Origin of the sequence: Mitsuokella multacida DSM 20544, from assembly GCF_000155955.1 — a bacterium.
GTDB classification, from domain to species: domain Bacteria; phylum Bacillota; class Negativicutes; order Selenomonadales; family Selenomonadaceae; genus Mitsuokella; species Mitsuokella multacida.
The window spans coordinates 195,492-213,806 of the sequence record NZ_GG697141.2 but is presented as its reverse complement, the minus strand read 5'-3'; the positions used below and the strand labels follow the sequence as shown (position 1 = coordinate 213,806).

Here is an 18,315-nt window from a genome sequence, read left to right as displayed (position 1 = left end):
CATTCACCCCTTTGAAACTTCATCGACAATGTTTTGGTATATCTTCTCCGCCATTTTATTGTCAGGTGTTCTTTGGTTGTATGGAAATTTCAGGTTTTTATTTTCATCCATGATAATCCTGAATATCAAGCGTTTGACAATATCCTGATCAACTTTAAAATCCTGCTGTCCATCCATATGACTACCCCCACTCTTCTCTTTCATCAACAAATCCAGTTTCTGTTATCGGAATATTGTACGTATCCCTTATTTCATCAATCAAATGATCCGATACATAAAAATTCCTAGCAAGATTACGGAATTCTACCATTCTGTTGAGCTCATTTTTTACCAAGGCCAGTTCATGCCATCCTAATGCTGCATCTGAATTTCGAACTTCGTCCAAGGAACGTGGCAAGGTAATAAAATCATAGATAACTGCAGATTCTTTCCCTGGATAACGCCTTAATACACGACCCCGTCGCTGGATATATTCTTTCGGGTTTGTCGTACTAGCTAGAATAAACGCCGTGCGAATACTCGGAATATTGACGCCTTCATCAAGACATTTAATGGCCACTAGGGCTTGTATGTCATGTGACTTGAATTCTTCTATCCGCCGAGCTCTTTCGTCCATAGACTCTTTGGATGTGAACTGTGCCGTTCTCATTTCTAACTCAAAATTCAACATACGCGAGATGTAATCAATTTGCCGGATATCCAAATTTTCATCTTCTATGCCGACTTGTGCTGCGCCGCAATAAATCAACATGTCATGCTTATCTTTAAATTCTAGCATCATTTCGCGCAGCTTTTCGACTTTGTTCATTGCCCCAGCAACTATACGCGACCTCTTTAGCAGCAGCGTTTTAGCCTTTTGTGTAACAATGATTTTTCCTTTCTTTTTATAGATGCCTTTACCTATCTCGATGGTCAGCTGTTGATATTTTTTCAATTCTGTTTCCGTGAGGTAAATGACAACAGGATAATAGTCATACGGCACAAGCTTTTTTTCTTGAATTGCCCGTCCAAGGTCATAATGAATGCATACATCGCCAAAGAATCGATACAGGCACTCTGTTCCCTCCGGATCATTATGTCGGTCCATCGTTGCGGAAAGTGCTAATCGATAGGTATAGTTCTTCTGCAGCGTCTGCATTAATTTTTCAGCACCAAAATTATGTGCTTCGTCTACCACTAAAACTGATGGTTCCTTCAGTTTGGCGAATTCTGCTTGTGCCCAATCAGCAGCAAATGTCGCATTCGTGCAAATAAAGCAGAAAAAATCTCGAGCTTCTAGGTTAAAGCTGAATACTGCCCATCTGAGTCTTTCCTTATAATTATGCTGTGGTGATGCGCTATGTCCGATAATTGGATGCACCTTGAATTTTTCGATATCCTCACCCCACTGGTCAACCAAATGCTGATAAGGACAAACGATAATAACAGCCAGACGCGGCTTCTGCTCACATAAAGCCGCCAATGCTCCCAATCCAGTCAGCGTCTTACCTGTTCCTGTCGCCATATCAAAGATGCCACGATAGCCATGCTGCCGCCATGAATTAATTGCCTGCTGCTGATAGGAATAAAGCCTCAATTCTTTAGGGATTTGAAATCCTGACTTTTGAGACTCGACTTTAGCCTCGTTATCGTCAACCGTTTCTGCGATTTGTTCATCTGACTGAGGATGATATACAGGATAAATTTCTTTTATCGGTTTTACTGGGCCTATACGATATTTATCTACCAGATATGATGTAACTTCAGGAAATGTTTGCACCGATGCATGGGAATCAAGATTATACCATAAGCGAGTAAAGTCAGCTGATTTCTGCATGACTCTTGCAGCATCTGCTTCTTGCCATGAACAAAAGACATCGAAGGATTCATAATTCTGCTCCAACGCATTACCGCTCTCATTCATCGATCCTGAAAAGGCCACAATATTGCCAAAAGAATCTTCAAGCAGACCAACTTTCTCATGATACATGCCAATACCTTTTCTGCCTTTTGGCACCACAATCTTGATATCAAGACGTTCATCAGCAATAAGATTTGCCAGCAAGTTCAAGCGATTCAGCGTACAGAAATCTTCATAATCCAATAATTCCCGCCTCAAAGATCGCTCGATAACGGTTTCTCTTGCAGCATATCCCTGTTCAATAGCTTCTATGTCTTTTCTTGAAAGTTTAGGCGATGCCAACAATTCGATTTTGCCTTCGTGCTGATAAAATTCATACAAGCCTGCTGTTATCATTGACAAAATGGATGAAGAGAAAAAGCCCACTGCCCTTTTATATCTGACGGCCTGCTTCAAAGCGGGGATATAAAAATCCTGCGCGATATCATCCTGAAAGGAACGATATTCTGTTTTCAGTGCAATATCCTGTAAACTCATATCTGACCTCTTATATATCTTCTTGTATTTCATCCAAAACGGACTTCAATGCTTCAAAATCCCTTTCTGTCGTGAAATAACTGACACTAAAGCGAAGTGTCCCTGCGGGGAATGTCCCTAAAAACTTATGTGCCAAGGGTGCACATTGCAGGCCTGTCCGGATGGCAATGTCATGTTCATCAAAAAGTGGTCCCGCACTATCACTGCTGATTCCATCAATAAGCACCGATACCACACCAATGTACTCTCTTTCCGGATTAACCCCAACCAACTGTAAATAGTCATATCCTTCAAGAATTTCCAACAGCTGCTGACGATTTGCATGTTCCCGTTTGCGTATATTGTCAATCCCTGTCTCCAGCAGCCAGCCTAACGCTGCATGCAGCCCAGCGATGCCTGAGATATTCATTGTTCCCATCTCATAACGTGCTGGCAAATCCTGCGGCATATCTTGTTCTGCCGAAGCCACACCAGTTCCCCCGAATAGAACTGGCGGTAGCGAAATCTCCGGCTTCATAAGGAATCCTGAAATACCTGTAGGGCCGTATAATGTCTTATGTCCAGCAAAAACGGCAAAATCACAATCAGAACGTTGTATATCGATATCTACCAGTCCTGCGGTCTGTGACATATCCAATAATGTACAAGCTTGATATTTTTTTGCTAAAGAGAAAATATCCGGCGCTGGTGCAATCAAACCAATAACATTGCTTGCATGCGATACAATAACAAAATCTGGTGCCTGTTTATCAAACTGATAACGGATGCGTTCCATATCATAAGCAAGATTATCTCTGACTTTGAGTTGATGAACAGACAGCGTGTATTCTTTAGCCAAAGCATGGAGCACTCGGGTGACTGCGTTATGCTCAAATGGCGATATATAGATATTACGAGCCCCAGCTTTAATCATTCCTTGAATAATCATATTCAACGCCAATGTAGCTGTCGGTGTAAAGATGACCTCATGATTCGGCGCATGAAAAAGGGATTTAAGCCGGTCTCTGGTCTCAGCAATCAGCATTCCTGCGGACTTCGCTCCTTCATGGGTTCCCCTGCCGGCACTGCCACCATGACTGCGGTAAAAGTTGTCCATTTCATGATAAACACATTCTGGTTTAGGATATGTTGTCGCTGCATTATCAAAATATTCCATAGCTTCCTCCCTTAAAAGAGCTTTTGCAGGATTTCTGCCACTACTTGACGTTTTTCCTCAGGATTGATAGCCTGTCCCATTGCTTCAATATCTGCCGTGATGCTGTTCAACAGCAGCTTAGCTCTAGGAGAATATGGCACCTTGACGAAATGTCTGCGTACCATTTGTCCGGCTTCCGGATAAGAGAAGTAATATCCATCTTCCACTTCTTCTGCTGTTTCTGCATTTTCCTGATTTACAGGCTGAAATTCTTCTGCCGTCTGTTTATAGCGTTTTACTTTCGTACAGAATTCTGAATATGTCCTATCTGACCAATCTTCCAGGCGCAGCCCTGTTACCTCTCGGGCTAACTGCCGAATGAGCTGTACATCACCTAAGAGGTCACCCTGACAAATTTTAAGGAAGATAGTTGTACCATCCGAAAAAACTTCTTCTCCAATAGCAGAGGGCAGCTGCTCATACCAGTCCATCAAAATGGAATGAAGAGATGCTCGTTCAGGCTGTGCGTTTCTGAAGACTTTTATCATAAATTGACAAATTTCATTTACCAACGCATCCAGCGCATTATCCAATTCGGTCTTGATATTTTTTATTGCATCAATAAGAACACCTGCATCATTTATTGTCAACTGACATGCTTCAGGCATTTTGACAAAAAGCAACTTGCTGCTGCTTCGCTCTGAGCTTACAGCCTTGCGAAATGCCCTGATTTTTTTCTCTAGTTTTTCACCTGTTGGCTTTTGCTGTAATTCTTTAGTATATTTCGGAAGAGCAAGATACCAGGCCATAATAGCATGTGCTGTTGCATCGTAATCGACTCTGCCCTGAACATGATCCTGCAGTGATGCGTTAAAGAGCTGCCCCAAATCTTCGATATACGTTTCTTTTTCCTGCGACCAATTAAGTCTTCTCAATTGATAATTTTCTGGATGAGCATTAATCTGCTCCAGCGTGTCAGCCTGAATCGGCAACTGCTCATCCTTTTCATAAATCAACAGCGACTGCAAGTATGGACGCATTGCCACCGCTAATAAAATCGGTATAACGCCCCTGCGCAAACCAATACGTCCAGTCGGTGACATCAACTGATAATACAAATCAGCAAAAGACTCTGGCTGGTTTTCACCTGCATGCTCCAGAAATGCACTAATAGTGGCCATCGTATAATCCATTTCCGCATCTCCGGTATGCTTATGCCACTGCCATTTATCATTATCTGCTGTCAAAATCCCTGTACGCATCAAAGTGCTGCGCATAATAGACATATCCTGCCCTGAGCCTATCAAACCTAAATTTGGCTCTGTTATCGGACGCAGTATGGCTGTTACAACTTTATGACGACTCCTAGCTGCCATTACCGTGATTTCATTTTTATTGATGACTTCATTATTAATAACCGGCGTCATCGGGTAAGTAAAGTCACAGATTTTAGATAACAATGTCGATAACTCTGCACGTCTGCGAATATGCAGACGCTGTCCCATATGATAATAATAGGCCTGTTTCATTTCCGGACGAGTATAGCTCTGCAGGAAAGACCTCACTATGACATAATAATCTTCATAAATCAGATTATATTCATCGCGAAGAACATAATCTTCTCCCGCTGCATCTCTTAGCTGTCCTGCTGCATAGAAACCGAACAAGGTATCACGAATAGGCTGATAATGCTTTGGTACCACAAAGACAAATCTTTTTGTCTCATCACCAGATTTTTGCAATACATCCGCTGTTTGTTGAATCTCGGCCTCTTCATTTGGCAAAACTGCATAAATGACACCATCTGCTGCTATCGATTCGCTTTTTACCTGCCAATTCACGTCTTCCCTGACTTCTTCAGCCGTAATAAATTCAACTGCAAAAAAGCGGGTAATTTCTCGTTCATCGTTATACCTTGCTGGATAGAGATAGCGGTTAAAATTCATGCCGTTGAGCAGCGTCTTCATATCTATATCCTGATGTGAAGCGATGAAATCTTTTATTTTCTGCTGTACATCAACACCCGAGCTCTGTTTCAGGCAAAGATACCCGTTGCTGCGTTTCAGATATACAACATATTGACGTTCGATTAAATCATCAAGTGCAGAATCAATCGCTTCTGCCGAATAAGCAAAACGCAGGATATTTGTCAATTCTTCTCTTGTCGGTGGCAACACATCAAACTGTTCTACCATGTAAAACAGCGCCAGGATTTTAACAATTTTCTGCTGCAATTCATTCTCATGAACTTTTTGCAGAATGGATTTTGCCAGCAGATAGCGCTGGTGAATTTCTCCGTCATAGGCTTCCTTTTCCATCAAAGGATGGAAATAATCAAATAAAAGGTCTGCCGTAATAAGATGAAAATCATCCTGGCCATACCGACGCAAAAAATCCCGCAAAGTCGCAGTACCATCTGCCGATAAGAAGGTAAACAGCGTTCTTTCGTTCTGGGCAATACGCTCTGACAAGCGCGGCAGAATAAAGACAGATACCGGATGCAACGGATAAGATTCCAAGATAACACGCGCTGCTACTTTATGATTTAAATCGGCAAATATCGAATGGTTTAAGTATTGCCTCATCAGCAACGTAAATTGGTCATGATATTTTTTAGTGAACGATTTCCACAATAATTCTTCTTTTTGAATGACGTTATCAATCAGTTCATACGTCTGAGCGTATTCTGCACGCATATGGACGTGTTTGAATCGTTCCGAGACACCGCGCCAGCCATCGGTCTTCTGTTTTGGCAGACGGTCGATATAATTCGCAATCTCCTTATGCGATATCAACAAAAGATGAAGCTGTTCTTTGCCACTGCGATTGCATTTCTCTGCGAAATCCTGCAGCATCTTTGTATCACTGACAGAAGCTTCCTGTATGTTCGCTTCCAGATACTTGCTAAATTCATCATAGACGACATAAATTCCTTGATACCCCTTATCTTTCAGGGAACGCACTACGCTGCTGTAAAGTTCTGCAATATCAAAACCAAGGAATGGATTAAATACACTTCCTGCCGTCAGCTGTGGATACAAACGTTCAAAAATTTCATAGGCCTGCACATCATACTGTGCCAGGCGTTTGATAAAATCTTCTGGCTCATCAGCAATCATATTGATATATGCCTGATACGTATCCGGATATTCCTGCTGCCACTTTTGAATGCATTGTACCGCTGCCTTATAATTTGTGTCTGGCATAATATCCAAAAGATTATTATCTCTTAAGGACTGCTCCAAGGCCGTCAGGAACGACTGAGGAATACTTGTACTGCTGCCTGAGATGATGACCGGCAGAATCTTCCCCGAACTGCTATAATAGCGGTCAATCTCCTTTGCTAAGGCCTTATGCTCAGATAATTTAGGCTGTAAATGCTTGAACTTCTGCAAATCTTTTTTCAGCAGCAATCCCAGCATTGTCAGGACCATATGAGATTTTCCTTTACCATAAGCCCCGACTAAGACTCTCGCCCGTTCTGTAGAATTTTCTCTGATAGACTTCATGATGTCTTCCATAAAATCCAATGCAGCCGAAGTCGGAATGAAGTTCTCTATTTTATCCTCACGATTAAGGTCATAACGCAGATTCACAGAATACTGGAATCCCGATGCTATGTGTATCATTTCACTCATAATTTTCTCTTCATTCCTTTAAGATGTCTTGATAATACTGTTCTATACACTCTTGTGCCGTATATTCTGTCATAATGTGCACTACATCCAGACCTGCCGTACGTACGACTTCGACTTCCCCCAACTGCTCTAATTGTTTCAGCAGCTGCATCAAAGTTGTCATATCAAGATTAAATGCTCTGCCAATACTTTTAGACGCATGAAGCAGTGATTCCAAGGAAACCTCTGTATTATCACCATGCTGCAAAAGAATCATGGCTAAAGCAATATATGGAGATAACATCTGCGGCTGGACCATCGTCTTGCGATAAATCGTTCTATCTTGACTGACGTAATCAATCAAGCCCAATTCTCCCAAGGGACAGGCAATATTGTTCTCAGGAGAAAACTGCAGTCGGCCGCCTTTGATTCTAGGAATGTATGTGTTGATGATGCAGCTAAAATCATCTTGATATGAACGATCCGCTACACTTGTCTCTTCATCCTTCATTAAAACATAATTTTTAAGGCTTCTGATGAAATCATCTCTCGTGAATTCCAACATCTGAAATTCATTAAAGAAAAAATACCACGCTGTCGCTTCTTCCTGATTCGAAGCCAACTCATATTGCAGTAATGAAAGCGTTCCCTGTTCCTCGATGTAGCGATCATAACGATAGATAAGTTCTCCTAACGGTGTAAACTGCTGAGTTCTCTTACCATGTGTCGGCTCTTTTGTGATGCCAACAGCCTGCATCCAATAGCGAAGAGATCTAACCATATTAGAACCAATTCCCAGGACATCCATGGGCTTTTCTTCTTTGCTGACAAATACGTCTGGATGACGCTTTACATATTTCATCCCTTTGGTAAGCCAGCCTTTACGGATAAAGAATGTCTCATGGCCCCTGAATTTCATACTTGATTCTCCTCACTCATCTATTTGCTATAGTAACGATACGTTACTTCGTTCTTAAATATTTATCCATCATACAGCCGCCCGCTAAATATTTTGCATTCATGCACTTCTGACAGTGTATGCATTTCTGTGGATCAATACAATAAGAATCTCCAATGATAGAAATAGCCCCTGTCCGACATAAGGATTCACATTTCAGGCAGCGGCGGCATGCGTTGAACTTTCGTATCTGATATCCTGCCATTCTCTGCAGTGCATCATGGTCCTTGACATTCATTGTCTTGACCTTGACTGCATGTTCATAATCATCCTGCTTAAACGGCTGAATGGACAAAATAGGAACATTGGTATGGATATCCAACACTACAGTCTCATGCAGTAATCTTCTGCCAAGTTCCGGTGCTAATTTTCCGAACGGCACAAACATATTCACCAGTTCATCATCATATGGCCGGAACAGTTTATATATCTTTGAATGTTCTTCTGAAGTACAGTTCGTATACTGCAATTTGACAGTTTTAGCTGCAGGAAGTCCATTTCCGCCCTGTCGTGCCTTCCACTTGCCCGTACCAACATAAACCTCGGCATCTTCCTTGCCGATCTCATGGGCAAAGTCAATCAAAAAGTTACGCCACTTCGTCGAACGCTCTGGCATATATATATTGGAAAGAAACTGCGCTCTTTTATTATTGTTAGGGCAGCACCAACAGCCAACACGGTCATATCCCAAGCGATAAGCATCATTAAAGTCAATTTTCTCACCCAAGATATAAAGCCAGACATCAATATCCTTCCAATTGAATATAGGGGCAGCAACCGTCTGCTGCTGTATCTTTACCGACTCTGTATTCTTCTCAACGCGATTGTATTTACTGCGGCTGACAGACTCATAACGACGGATACCATAAAAAGTCAAAATCTGCTGATTTCGATACAGATTACTAATGACTCGTGTAATCGGTCCTGTTTTGAACATAGAACAGCACCAGCGCATCATCCTGGCAGGCGGGCCAATTACTTTGCACATATCCATGAAATTTTGTTCCCGATTCTGGGCAATCTGAAAAATGGCCTGTGGATGATTCTTACGGAACCGCTCTGCGTATGTCAATGTTGTCGGGAATTCCAATGTTGTATTGCCAAAAATATGAACAAGACTCGGATTGCTCAGTGCCTTTGTGACAATGTCTGCCGTAACTGTCGAATCTTTGCCACCTGAAAATGACAATACTATATTCTCTGCAGGATATTTAGAAGCTTCCTCTCTGATAAACTGATGAGCCTCGTCGATGATAGACTGCAGATGATGACGATTGACTGTCAAAAAGTCTTGGATATGACGCTTAAAGGCTCCAGAATATTTTTCCTGAGCATGTTCCTGCAGAATTTTCCTTACCTGCTCAATATCAGCTGCTTCATAGTTCTTGGCTGTAATTACCTTGGAATGACCGTCAATGTAATAGCGGTTCTTATTTGCCCAGATAGATTTTTCAGCCAAGCTCAAGGGCTCAAATTTCAAGAGCAATTCCAACAGCAGTCGCTCTTCTGGAAAAACTGGGCGCAGGTCAGATGCCATATACTTCGTCTTTTGTCCGCAAATCGGGCATTCTGACTGACCGGACTGATTGACTCGACGGATAATCGGTACCTGGCAATGCTCGCACCAATAAATTTCTGTAGGAACATTCATTTCTGTTTTTTGCCCGCAAATCGGGCATTCTTTTTCGTTTGTCTCTATCTCACAGTGTTTGCACCACATTTTTATATGTTACCTTTTATTCTATACACAACAAAATTCGTTAATTACCTGTAAAAAAGGGCAAAAAGCCACATATTTTGAGCTTAACTCAAGATATACACTTTTATTATATAACGAGTTACGTTATTTTGCAACAAAACGGCAATTATATTCTCATATATCGTCAGGTTTATAACATTTAACGTTAGATTCTGTATAGCAGTTTACAGCTTTTAAGCCGCTTGCCCATCGCCCCAGGCCAAGACCTGCAAGGCTTTGAGCAGAGCGCTTGAATTTATGCTACTTTGGGCTTTGGACACCAAAGTGGCGAAAAATACTTCCTTGTGGATCTGTTGACTCAGCGCGTGCCGCAGCTCTTGCGGGCTCTTGTCCTGGTAGGTGCTTAGCTTCTCGTCCTCATACGGCAGGATCTTCATGAGAGCGTGCCCGGCATTCGTCAGGTTTAGCAGGTGCTCAATCGCAGTCTTCGTGCGAACTTTGTAGCTGCCGAGCTCCCAGAACATCTTCTGCTCGTAGTAGTTCGTCTCAATGCCCCAGCGGAGCTTGTAGAGCTTGAGTGGGTAAATCGCCATATGCTTGGAGCTGGTGTTGCGGAGCGTCTTGTTCTCCTGCCAGGCAATGCTCATGTGCAGGGCCATCGAATCTACGGTGCTGAAAAAGAGACGGTATGAGCCGCTCTTGCTCAGCGTCACATAGGCATGGACGGTGCGGTCACCGAAGATGCGTGTCTTCACCAGACGGTGGGCGACAAAATAGTCGTCCATCCGACAAAGATAATTTGTGAGATCATCGGCAATCTCATCCAGCATCAGTCGCTTGCCGTACTTCGGCGGCCTGCCGTCGAACCCGGCAGTTCGAACATCGCCGTATCATGACGTGCATTGCAGATCACGTTGAGATTCGGGTAGCGGAGTGCATGCGCGAGCAGCTCACGCTTGGCATACCAGCTGTCGAAGAGCAGGATGACCTGGCGCTTTTCAAGGATTGGCATGACTTCATCGAGAAGCTGGCAGGTAAGCGTCAGCTTCGAGGCTTCGCCGTTGCTCATGACGTAGCCAATCGGCACCGCGATATAACGGATCTGCTGCTTGCCTGCGTTCTCATGGAGGACCGGCACGCTCATCGTCAAGCTGACAAATACATGGCCATTGAAATAGGACTTGCCATCGTGTTTGGCGTGGTCGTACAGGATCCCTACACCGTCGAAGTGCTTGCCCCACTTGGCAATGGACGTGTCGTCCACGCTGAGCAGGATAGGCTCCTGCCGCATTGCCTCTGGCACTATGGCAAGCGCCTGCAGCGCCAAGGCCTGGCGAATGGATGCATCCGTGACGAGGCCGTTGCCAAGGGCACGGTAATAGCTGTTGAGCGATGCGTCCGTCTGCTTCGACAGGAACTGCCGGAACAGGCAGCGCACCGACGAAGCCGACTCCAGAGCCAGCTGAGCGATGAGGAGCCACGCCAGCAGATGGCGTGGCGGTCTCGTTGCAGCGAGAAACAAGGAAGAAAAAATCGTCAAGAGTTTGTCAACTGTCGACTGACTGGTGTATAATTGAGACATCACGTAGCACCTCTCGTGTTTGGTTTGTGGTGAATCTATTATACACCAGCAGGGGCTACGTGATTTTATTATGTCTCAAAAGCTGTAAACTGCTGATTCTGTATAATGAAAAGTATGGAGGTGTGCAGGCTCATGTCTATCGGCGACAACATCAGGAAAAGGAGAAAAGAACTAAAACTCACCCAAACCAAACTTGGTCAGATGGTGCATAAGTGTTCGCAGGTAATTTCGAATTGGGAGGGAGGTTATACCACAGGCATTACAATTGAAGATTTAATCGCTTTAGCAGATGCATTAAGAATATCCATTCTTTCCCTGATACCTTATGTAAAAGATGATAGCAATTCGTATCGAGAGGAACAGGCTTCCTTCGAAACGGATTATATAAATACAACCAAGGTTGCTGAAAACATCACGAATAAACGTTTGTTACAACTCATCAACGAATATCCTCATCTAGATGAAAAGTCAAACGCCATCATCGATGCCATCATTAATTTATCTAAAGATGATGCTCATTCACATATTTAAACAAAAAAGAAGCTCTATCCCTCGCATAAAGAATAGCGCTTCTTTTTATATATTATTATTATGTATTATTTTATTACTTGAATTCGACGAACTCATCGATGCGGGCGCCGCCCTTGGTCATGGGTTCGACGAAGCTGCGCCAGACGTTGAGGACGATGACACGCGGATGGTCGCGGTCCTCGAGTGCTTTTTTAAGGGCCTCGGCGAATTCGTCCTGGGTGGAAACGGACTCAGCCTCGATACCGAAGCACTCGGCGTACTTGACGTAGTCCATCGGGTAGTCGAGCTCGCAGGCGATGTAGCGCTCCTTGTACATGACTTTCTGGAGCTGGCGGATCATGCCGAGGCTCCTGTTGTTGACGATCAGGGAGATGATCGGCAGCTGCAGGCGCGCGATCGTGTAGAACTCGTTGCCCGTCATCTTGATGCCACCGTCGCCGGCCACGTGGATAACGCGCCGGTCCCTGCCGTAGTAGAGCTGTGCGCCCATGGCGGCCGGCAAGCCGAAGCCCATCGTGCCGAGGCCGCCGGAGGTCAGCCACGTGCGCGGCTCTTCGATGCGCAGGTGAAGCGCCGCCCACATCTGATGCTGCCCGACATCCGTCGCAAAGGCGTACGGCTTGCCCTTCGTGCGCTGCATGACCTGATGCATCGCCCAGGGGACCGTCAGCCGGCTCTGATGGTAGTCGTAGGCGTACGACTCCTCCCACTTGTCGATCTGCTGCCACCAGTCCGTCAGGGCGGAATTCGGCTCGTGCTTCATGAGCAGGGAAAGGATGGTCTTCATGTCGCCGGCGAGGCCGAGCGAGTTGCCCACGTTCTTGTCGATCTCGGCGGGGTCGATGTCGATGTGGATGAACTTCGTGTTCTCCGTGTACTTGTCGAGGTTGCCCGTCTGGCGGTCGCCAAAGCGGCTGCCGATGGCGACGACGAGGTCGGCCGCGGCAATCGCGTGATTCGCGGCCTTCTCGCCGTGCATGCCGGCAAAGCCGAGCGACTGCGGATGGGAGCGCGGTATCGCGCCGAGCCCCATGAGCGTGTGGACGACAGGCAGGTGGTACTTCTCGATGAAGGCGATGACCTCTTTCGTCGCACCGGCGGAGATGACGCCGCCGCCGACAATCGCCACGGGCCGCTTGGCCTGGACAATCTCGTCGGCCGCCTCTGCCGCGCAGATCAGGAAGTCAGCATCCGGTTTCCCGTGATGCTCGGGCTGCACGGCCTGCGGCTTGTAGTCGACATCCGCGAAAAAGAGGTCACGCGGCACATCGATGAGCACGGGACCGGGACGGCCATGGCGCGCCAGCGCAAAGGCCTTGCGCACGGTCGGCACGAGCTGGTCGGCCTTCTTGACCTTGAAGTTGTGCTTCGTGATCGGCATCGTGACATCGAGGATGTCCGTCTCCTGGAACGCATCGCGCCCCAGGAGTGAAGTGTCGACCTGGCCCGTGATGGCGACGACCGCCACGGAGTCCATGAAGGCCGTCGCAAGGCCCGTGACGAGATTTGTCGCGCCGGGGCCCGACGTCGCGATGCAGACGCCGACCTTGCCCGAAGCGCGCGCGTAGCCGTCGGCTGCGTGCGCGGCATTCTGTTCGTGTGTCACGAGGATTTCCCGGATGTCCGGGTTCTCATAAAATGCATCGTAAAGCGGCAGGATCATGCCGCCCGGATAACCAAAAACCGTGTCGACTCCCTGTTCCTTGAGACAGAGAGCGACAGCCTTCGCTCCCTTCATCTGCCTTCCCCTTTCTGCCGTCTCTGCTGGCGCTCTGCGGTATCAGATGCGCTCGCAGATGACCTTCGTGATCTCTTCCGTATTGGCCTTCTGGAAGCCTTCCTTCCAGAGGTCCGGCGTGCGGTAACCATCGGCCAGCGCCTTGTCGACGGCTGCCTCGATGGCCTTAGCCGCCGCTTCTTCATGCAGCGAGTAGCGCAGCAGCATGGCAGCCGAGAGAATCGTGCCCATCGGGTTGGCGATGCCCTTGCCGGCGATGTCCGGCGCACTGCCGTGAATCGGCTCGTAGAGGCTCGTGCTCGTGCCAATGGAGGCCGACGGCATCATGCCGATGGAGCCGCCGACGACGGCCGCCTCGTCGGAGAGGATGTCGCCGAAGAGGTTGCCCGTGACGATGACATCGAACTGCGTCGGACGGATGGCCAGCTGCATCGCGCAGTTGTCGACGTAGAGGTTGTTGAGCTCGACATCCGGATACGACTCTGCGACCTTGGCCACCGTGCGGCGCCAGAGGCGCGACGTCGCGAGGACGTTGGCCTTGTCGACCGACGTGACCTTGCCGCGGCGCAGCTTGGCCGTCTCGAAGGCGAGCTTCGCGATGCGGTCGACCTCAGGAACGGAGTAGTTCTCGAGGTCCCAGGCGCGCTCGGCGCCGTTGTGCTGCTCCGACTCGCACTTATCGCCGAAGTAGATGCCGCCGATGAGCTCGCGCACGATGACGAGGTCGACGCCCTTGACGAGTTCCGGCTTCAGTGGGGAGTACTCGACGAGCGCATCAGCCACCTTGACCGGACGCAGGTTGGCGTAGAGGCCGAGGTTCTTGCGCAGGCCGAGGATGGCCTTCTCGGGGCGCAGCGCCGGGTCGACGTTGTCCCACTTGTCGCCGCCAACGGCGCCGAAGAGGACGCCGTCGGACGCCTTGCAGGCCTCGATCGTGTCATCCGGCAGCGGCGTGCCGAACTTGTCGTAGGCCGTGCCGCCGGCGTCTTTATAGGTGTAGGAGAGTCCGAGGCCGAACTTCTCATCGACCTTCTCGAGGACTTCTACCGCCGAATCCGTGATTTCCTTGCCGATACCATCGCCCGGTATCACTGTGATCTTATATGACATATGTATCCCTCTCTACTCTGACAAACGCAACAACAGGGGCTCAGTCTTTCTGGCCCTTGATGTAGTTGATGAGGCCGCCTGCCTTGGCGATATCCTGCACGAAGCCCGGCAGCGGATGCGCGTGGAAGACGTCGCCCGTCGTCAGGTCTTCGATCGTGCCCGTCGCCGTGTCGACGCGCAGCTTGTCGCCCGCCTTGATCTTCTCGACATCTGAGCCGATCTCCAGGAGCGGCAGGCCGATGTTGATGCCGTTGCGGTAGAAAATGCGCGCGAAGCTCGCAGCGATGACAACGGGGATGCCCGACGCCTTGATGGCGACCGGCGCATGCTCACGCGAGGAGCCGCAGCCGAAATTGCGGCCGCCGACCATGATATCGCCCTCTTTGACATTCGGTGCGAAACTCTCATCGATGTCGACCATACAGTGCTTGGCAAGCTCTTTCGGGTCGAACGTGTTGAGGTAGCGGGCCGGGATGATGACATCCGTATCAACATTGTCGCCGTAGCGCCATACTTTGCCTTCTAATTTCATATTATTTAACCTCCTCCGGTGTTGCGATGCGTCCCAAGATTGCACTCGCGGCTGCGACCTGCGGGCCGGCGAGGTAGACTTCACTGTCGACATGGCCCATGCGGCCGCGGAAATTGCGGTTCGTCGTCGAGACGCAGCGCTCGCCGGCAGCCATGATGCCCATGTAGCCGCCGAGGCACGGGCCGCAGGTCGGCGTCGAGACGGCACAGCCGGCGTCGATGAACGTATCGATGTAGCCGCGCTTCATCGACTCCTTGTAGATAGCCGGGCTACCCGGGATGACGATGCAGCGCACGCGGTCTGCGACCTTGTGGCCCTTGAGGATGGACGCCGCAATCTCCATGTCCTCGAGGCGGCCGTTCGTGCAGGAACCGATGATGACCTGGTCGATTTCGATTGGCTCCTTGATATCCTCGACGCGCTTCGTGTTGCCCGGCAGGTGCGGGAAAGCGACGACCGGCTTGAGCTCGGAGAGGTTGATATCGACTTCGCGGCAGTACTCGGCATCATCGTCAGCGGCAACCGGCTCATACGGCTTCGTGACGCGGGCATCGACATACGCCTTCGTGATCTCGTCGAACGGGAAGATGCCGGCCTTGCCGCCCGCCTCGATGGCCATGTTGGAGATGGTCAGGCGGTCCGTCATCGTCAGGGCCTTGACGCCTGGGCCAGCGAATTCGAGGGACTTGTAGAGCGCGCCGTCGACGCCGATCATGCCGATGAGCGTCAGGATGACATCCTTACCGGTGATGTCGGCCGACTTCTCGCCCGTCAGGTTGACCTTGATGGCCTCCGGCACCTTGAACCAGGCCTTGCCCGTCGCCATGGCTGCGCCGAGGTCGGTCGAGCCAACGCCCGTCGAGAAGCCGTTGACGGCGCCGTACGTGCACGTATGTGAATCCGCGCCAATCGTCAGCATGCCCGGTGCGACGATGCCCTTCTCCGGCAGGATGACATGCTCGATGCCCACACGGCCCTGCTCGAAGTAGTTGACAATCTTGTACTTGTGCGCAAAATCGCGGACGGTCTTCGCGAGTTCTGCCGACTTGATGTCCTTGGCCGGCTGGAAGTGGTCCGGCACGAGCGCGATCTTCGTATTGTCGAAGACCGGGCGGCCGATTTCCTCGAATTTCGCGATGGACGGCGGCGCCGTGATGTCGTTCGCGAGTACCATATCGAGCTCACAAGTCACGAGCTGACCGGCCTTCACGGAATCGAGGCCAGCGTGTTTCGCGAGAATCTTCTCGCTCATAGTCATACCCATAATATGCCCTCCTAATATATGAATATCTATCGAGTATTGTCCGGTTATTGGAAAAAACTTCCCCGACGTATAGTTCGCCGGGGAAGCGTTGATTTCCTGTTCAGTTAGAAGGTGAATCAGTCTTTGGAGAGATCTGCACCATCTTTGAGCCACGGCATCATAGCGCGCAGTTCCTTACCGACCTTCTCGATCGGATGCTCAGCATGCAGACGGCGCTCCATGAGGAAGTTGACGCGGCCAGCAGCCTTGTTCTCAAGCAGCCAGTTGCGAGCAAACGTGCCGTCCTGGATTTCTTTGAGGACTTTCTTCATTTCCTTCTTCGTGTCTTCCGTGATGATGCGCGGGCCTACCATGTAGTCGCCATACTCAGCCGTATCGGAGCAGGACTGGCGCATCTTCGTGAAGCCGCCCTCGTAGCAGAGGTCAACGATGAGTTTCATCTCATGGAAGCACTCGAAGTATGCCATCTCTGGCGGATAACCTGCCTCAACGAGGACTTCGAAGCCCGTCTGCATCAGCTGGCAAACGCCGCCCATGAGGACTGCCTGCTCGCCGAAGAGGTCTTCTTCCGTCTCATCGCGGAACGTCGTCTGCAGTGCGCCGGCACGCAGAGCGCCGAGGCCTTTTGCATAAGCGAGGGCGAGGTCGAAGCACTTGCCCGATGCATCCTGGTGTACAGCGAAGACAACCGGAACGCCGGAACCTTCCGTATACGTGCGGCGAACGAGATGGCCCGGGCCTTTCGGAGCGACCATGAATACATCAACATCAGCCGGCGGAACGATCTGCTGGTAATGGATGTTGAAGCCATGTGCGAAGACGAGAGCGCTGCCCGGCTTGAGGTTCGGTGCGATTTCCGTCTTGTAGACATCAGCCTGCTTCTCATCCGGGATCAGGACCGTCGTGATGTCAGCCTGCTTGACTGCCTCAGCGACCGTGTAGACCTTCAGGCCGTGCTCTTCAGCGACCTTCTTGGACTTGGAACCCTCATAGAGGCCGACGATGACGTTTGCACCGCTGTCCTTGAGGTTCAGGGCATGAGCGTGACCCTGGCTGCCGTAGCCGATGATCGCGATCGTCTTGCCATTCATGAGTTCCCAATTTGCATCCTGATCATAGTAAGTTTTTGCCATAATACTCTCTCTCCTCACAATGTTCATAGATTGTATGCTCTCCGCGTTCCAACGCTATGAGGCCGGTGCGTATGACTTCCGCAATCCCGTAAGGCTTCACGAGTCTCAGGAAAGCCGTGACCTTGTCGTCACTGCCCGTGATCTCGAAGACCAGCGTGTTGGATTCGACATCCACCACATGAGCCCGGAAGAGCTCTGCCATCTTCAAGACATCGAGCCGGTTGTTGTCATCCGCCTTGACCTTTATGAGTGTCATCCCGCGGCAAACAGCATTCTTCTCATCCAGGCGCTGCACTGCACGGACAACCGGCATCTTCTCGAGCTGCTTGATCATCTGCTCGATGAGGTTCTCATCGCCATGCACGACGACCGTGATGCGCGAGAAATCCGGTGTCTCCGTGACGCCCACCGACAGGCTGTCGATGTTGAACTCGCGTCTGGAAAACATGCTTACAACACGCACGAGAACACCAGTCTGGTTCTCGACAAAGACCGACAAGACGTGTTTCATTGACCCATCTCCTCTTCGAATTGCTGATGCCATGAATATTATATCACGGCGCTCCAGCAGATTCAATCTGTAATGCTGTAAACATGTATACATTATTACTCTATGCACATGATTTGTCAACACGTTCC

General features: G+C 48.9%; 13 protein-coding genes and 1 pseudogene. 1 reads left to right on the top strand and 13 read right to left on the bottom strand.

Annotated elements, in window-relative coordinates; translation table 11 throughout:
- Positions 1-3 precede the first annotated feature (3 nt).
- From MITSMUL_RS12645 to MITSMUL_RS13155, 7 genes and pseudogenes are all read right to left on the bottom strand, one after another.
- Entirely contained in the window at positions 4-177 is a 174-nt protein-coding gene (locus MITSMUL_RS12645) for a hypothetical protein (RefSeq protein WP_005839169.1), read from the bottom strand.
- Positions 178-181: 4 nt separating this feature from the next.
- Entirely contained in the window at positions 182-2,377 is a 2,196-nt protein-coding gene (locus tag MITSMUL_RS01140) for a DEAD/DEAH box helicase family protein (RefSeq protein WP_005839168.1), read from the bottom strand.
- Positions 2,378-2,387: 10 nt separating this feature from the next.
- Positions 2,388-3,533, bottom strand: coding sequence for an aminotransferase class V-fold PLP-dependent enzyme (locus tag MITSMUL_RS01135; protein WP_040635239.1), 1,146 nt, complete (start codon positions 3,531-3,533; stop codon positions 2,388-2,390).
- Positions 3,534-3,544: 11 nt separating this feature from the next.
- Positions 3,545-7,150 carry a hypothetical protein gene (locus MITSMUL_RS01130; protein ID WP_005839164.1) on the bottom strand — a complete coding sequence of 1,202 codons (3,606 nt, stop codon included), beginning with the start codon at positions 7,148-7,150 and terminating at the stop codon, positions 3,545-3,547.
- A 10-nt stretch (positions 7,151-7,160) separates the two neighbouring features.
- Entirely contained in the window at positions 7,161-8,048 is an 888-nt protein-coding gene (locus tag MITSMUL_RS01125) for a DUF4007 family protein (protein ID WP_005839161.1), read from the bottom strand.
- A 43-nt stretch (positions 8,049-8,091) separates the two neighbouring features.
- Positions 8,092-9,738, bottom strand: coding sequence for a phosphoadenosine phosphosulfate reductase domain-containing protein (locus MITSMUL_RS01120; RefSeq protein WP_248614800.1), 1,647 nt, complete (start codon positions 9,736-9,738; stop codon positions 8,092-8,094).
- Between the two features lie 281 nt (positions 9,739-10,019).
- Positions 10,020-11,368 (bottom strand): annotated as a pseudogene (locus MITSMUL_RS13155) (IS701 family transposase).
- Between the two features lie 132 nt (positions 11,369-11,500).
- On the opposite strand from MITSMUL_RS13155, the gene MITSMUL_RS01110 reads away from it, so the two are divergent.
- A complete protein-coding gene (locus MITSMUL_RS01110; protein ID WP_040635236.1) occupies positions 11,501-11,899 on the top strand; it encodes a helix-turn-helix domain-containing protein in 399 nt (132 codons plus the stop codon).
- Positions 11,900-11,972: 73 nt separating this feature from the next.
- Here MITSMUL_RS01110 and ilvB read toward each other — a convergent pair whose 3' ends face one another.
- From ilvB to ilvN, 6 genes are all read right to left on the bottom strand, one after another.
- Positions 11,973-13,637, bottom strand: a complete 1,665-nt coding sequence (gene ilvB, locus MITSMUL_RS01105; RefSeq protein WP_005839153.1) for a biosynthetic-type acetolactate synthase large subunit — start codon at positions 13,635-13,637, stop codon at positions 11,973-11,975.
- A gap of 42 nt (positions 13,638-13,679) precedes the next feature.
- Entirely contained in the window at positions 13,680-14,747 is a 1,068-nt protein-coding gene (leuB, locus tag MITSMUL_RS01100; RefSeq protein ID WP_005839152.1) for a 3-isopropylmalate dehydrogenase, read from the bottom strand.
- A 40-nt stretch (positions 14,748-14,787) separates the two neighbouring features.
- Positions 14,788-15,279, bottom strand: coding sequence for a 3-isopropylmalate dehydratase small subunit (locus MITSMUL_RS01095; protein WP_005839151.1), 492 nt, complete (start codon positions 15,277-15,279; stop codon positions 14,788-14,790).
- A gap of 1 nt (position 15,280) precedes the next feature.
- Positions 15,281-16,543: a 3-isopropylmalate dehydratase large subunit gene (leuC, locus tag MITSMUL_RS01090; protein ID WP_005839150.1), complete on the bottom strand. Its 1,263-nt coding sequence runs from the start codon at positions 16,541-16,543 to the stop codon at positions 15,281-15,283.
- Between the two features lie 116 nt (positions 16,544-16,659).
- Positions 16,660-17,676: a ketol-acid reductoisomerase gene (ilvC, locus tag MITSMUL_RS01085; protein WP_005839149.1), complete on the bottom strand. Its 1,017-nt coding sequence runs from the start codon at positions 17,674-17,676 to the stop codon at positions 16,660-16,662.
- The gene (gene ilvN, locus MITSMUL_RS01080; RefSeq protein WP_005839148.1) at positions 17,657-18,187 is read right to left on the bottom strand and encodes an acetolactate synthase small subunit; all 531 of its coding nucleotides are present in this window, start codon (positions 18,185-18,187) and stop codon (positions 17,657-17,659) included. The genes ilvC and ilvN overlap by 20 nt, the downstream gene beginning before the upstream one ends.
- Positions 18,188-18,315 lie beyond the last annotated feature (128 nt).

Bases quoted from the DNA above. Each gene is read 5' to 3' on its own strand.
- MITSMUL_RS01130 (WP_005839164.1), bottom strand. From the start codon at position 7,150: ATGAGTGAAATGATACACATAGCATCGGGATTCCAGTATTCTGTGAAT.
- ilvB (WP_005839153.1), bottom strand. From the start codon at position 13,637: ATGAAGGGAGCGAAGGCTGTCGCTCTCTGTCTCAAGGAACAGGGAGTC.
- MITSMUL_RS01135 (WP_040635239.1), bottom strand. From the start codon at position 3,533: ATGGAATATTTTGATAATGCAGCGACAACATATCCTAAACCAGAATGT.
- MITSMUL_RS01095 (WP_005839151.1), bottom strand. From the start codon at position 15,279: ATGAAATTAGAAGGCAAAGTATGGCGCTACGGCGACAATGTTGATACG.
- leuC (WP_005839150.1), bottom strand. From the start codon at position 16,543: ATGGGTATGACTATGAGCGAGAAGATTCTCGCGAAACACGCTGGCCTC.
- MITSMUL_RS01110 (WP_040635236.1), top strand. From the start codon at position 11,501: ATGTCTATCGGCGACAACATCAGGAAAAGGAGAAAAGAACTAAAACTC.
- leuB (WP_005839152.1), bottom strand. From the start codon at position 14,747: ATGTCATATAAGATCACAGTGATACCGGGCGATGGTATCGGCAAGGAA.
- MITSMUL_RS12645 (WP_005839169.1), bottom strand. From the start codon at position 177: ATGGATGGACAGCAGGATTTTAAAGTTGATCAGGATATTGTCAAACGC.
- MITSMUL_RS01120 (WP_248614800.1), bottom strand. From the start codon at position 9,738: ATGAATGTTCCTACAGAAATTTATTGGTGCGAGCATTGCCAGGTACCG.
- MITSMUL_RS01140 (WP_005839168.1), bottom strand. From the start codon at position 2,377: ATGAGTTTACAGGATATTGCACTGAAAACAGAATATCGTTCCTTTCAG.
- ilvC (WP_005839149.1), bottom strand. From the start codon at position 17,676: ATGGCAAAAACTTACTATGATCAGGATGCAAATTGGGAACTCATGAAT.
- ilvN (WP_005839148.1), bottom strand. From the start codon at position 18,187: ATGAAACACGTCTTGTCGGTCTTTGTCGAGAACCAGACTGGTGTTCTC.
- MITSMUL_RS01125 (WP_005839161.1), bottom strand. From the start codon at position 8,048: ATGAAATTCAGGGGCCATGAGACATTCTTTATCCGTAAAGGCTGGCTT.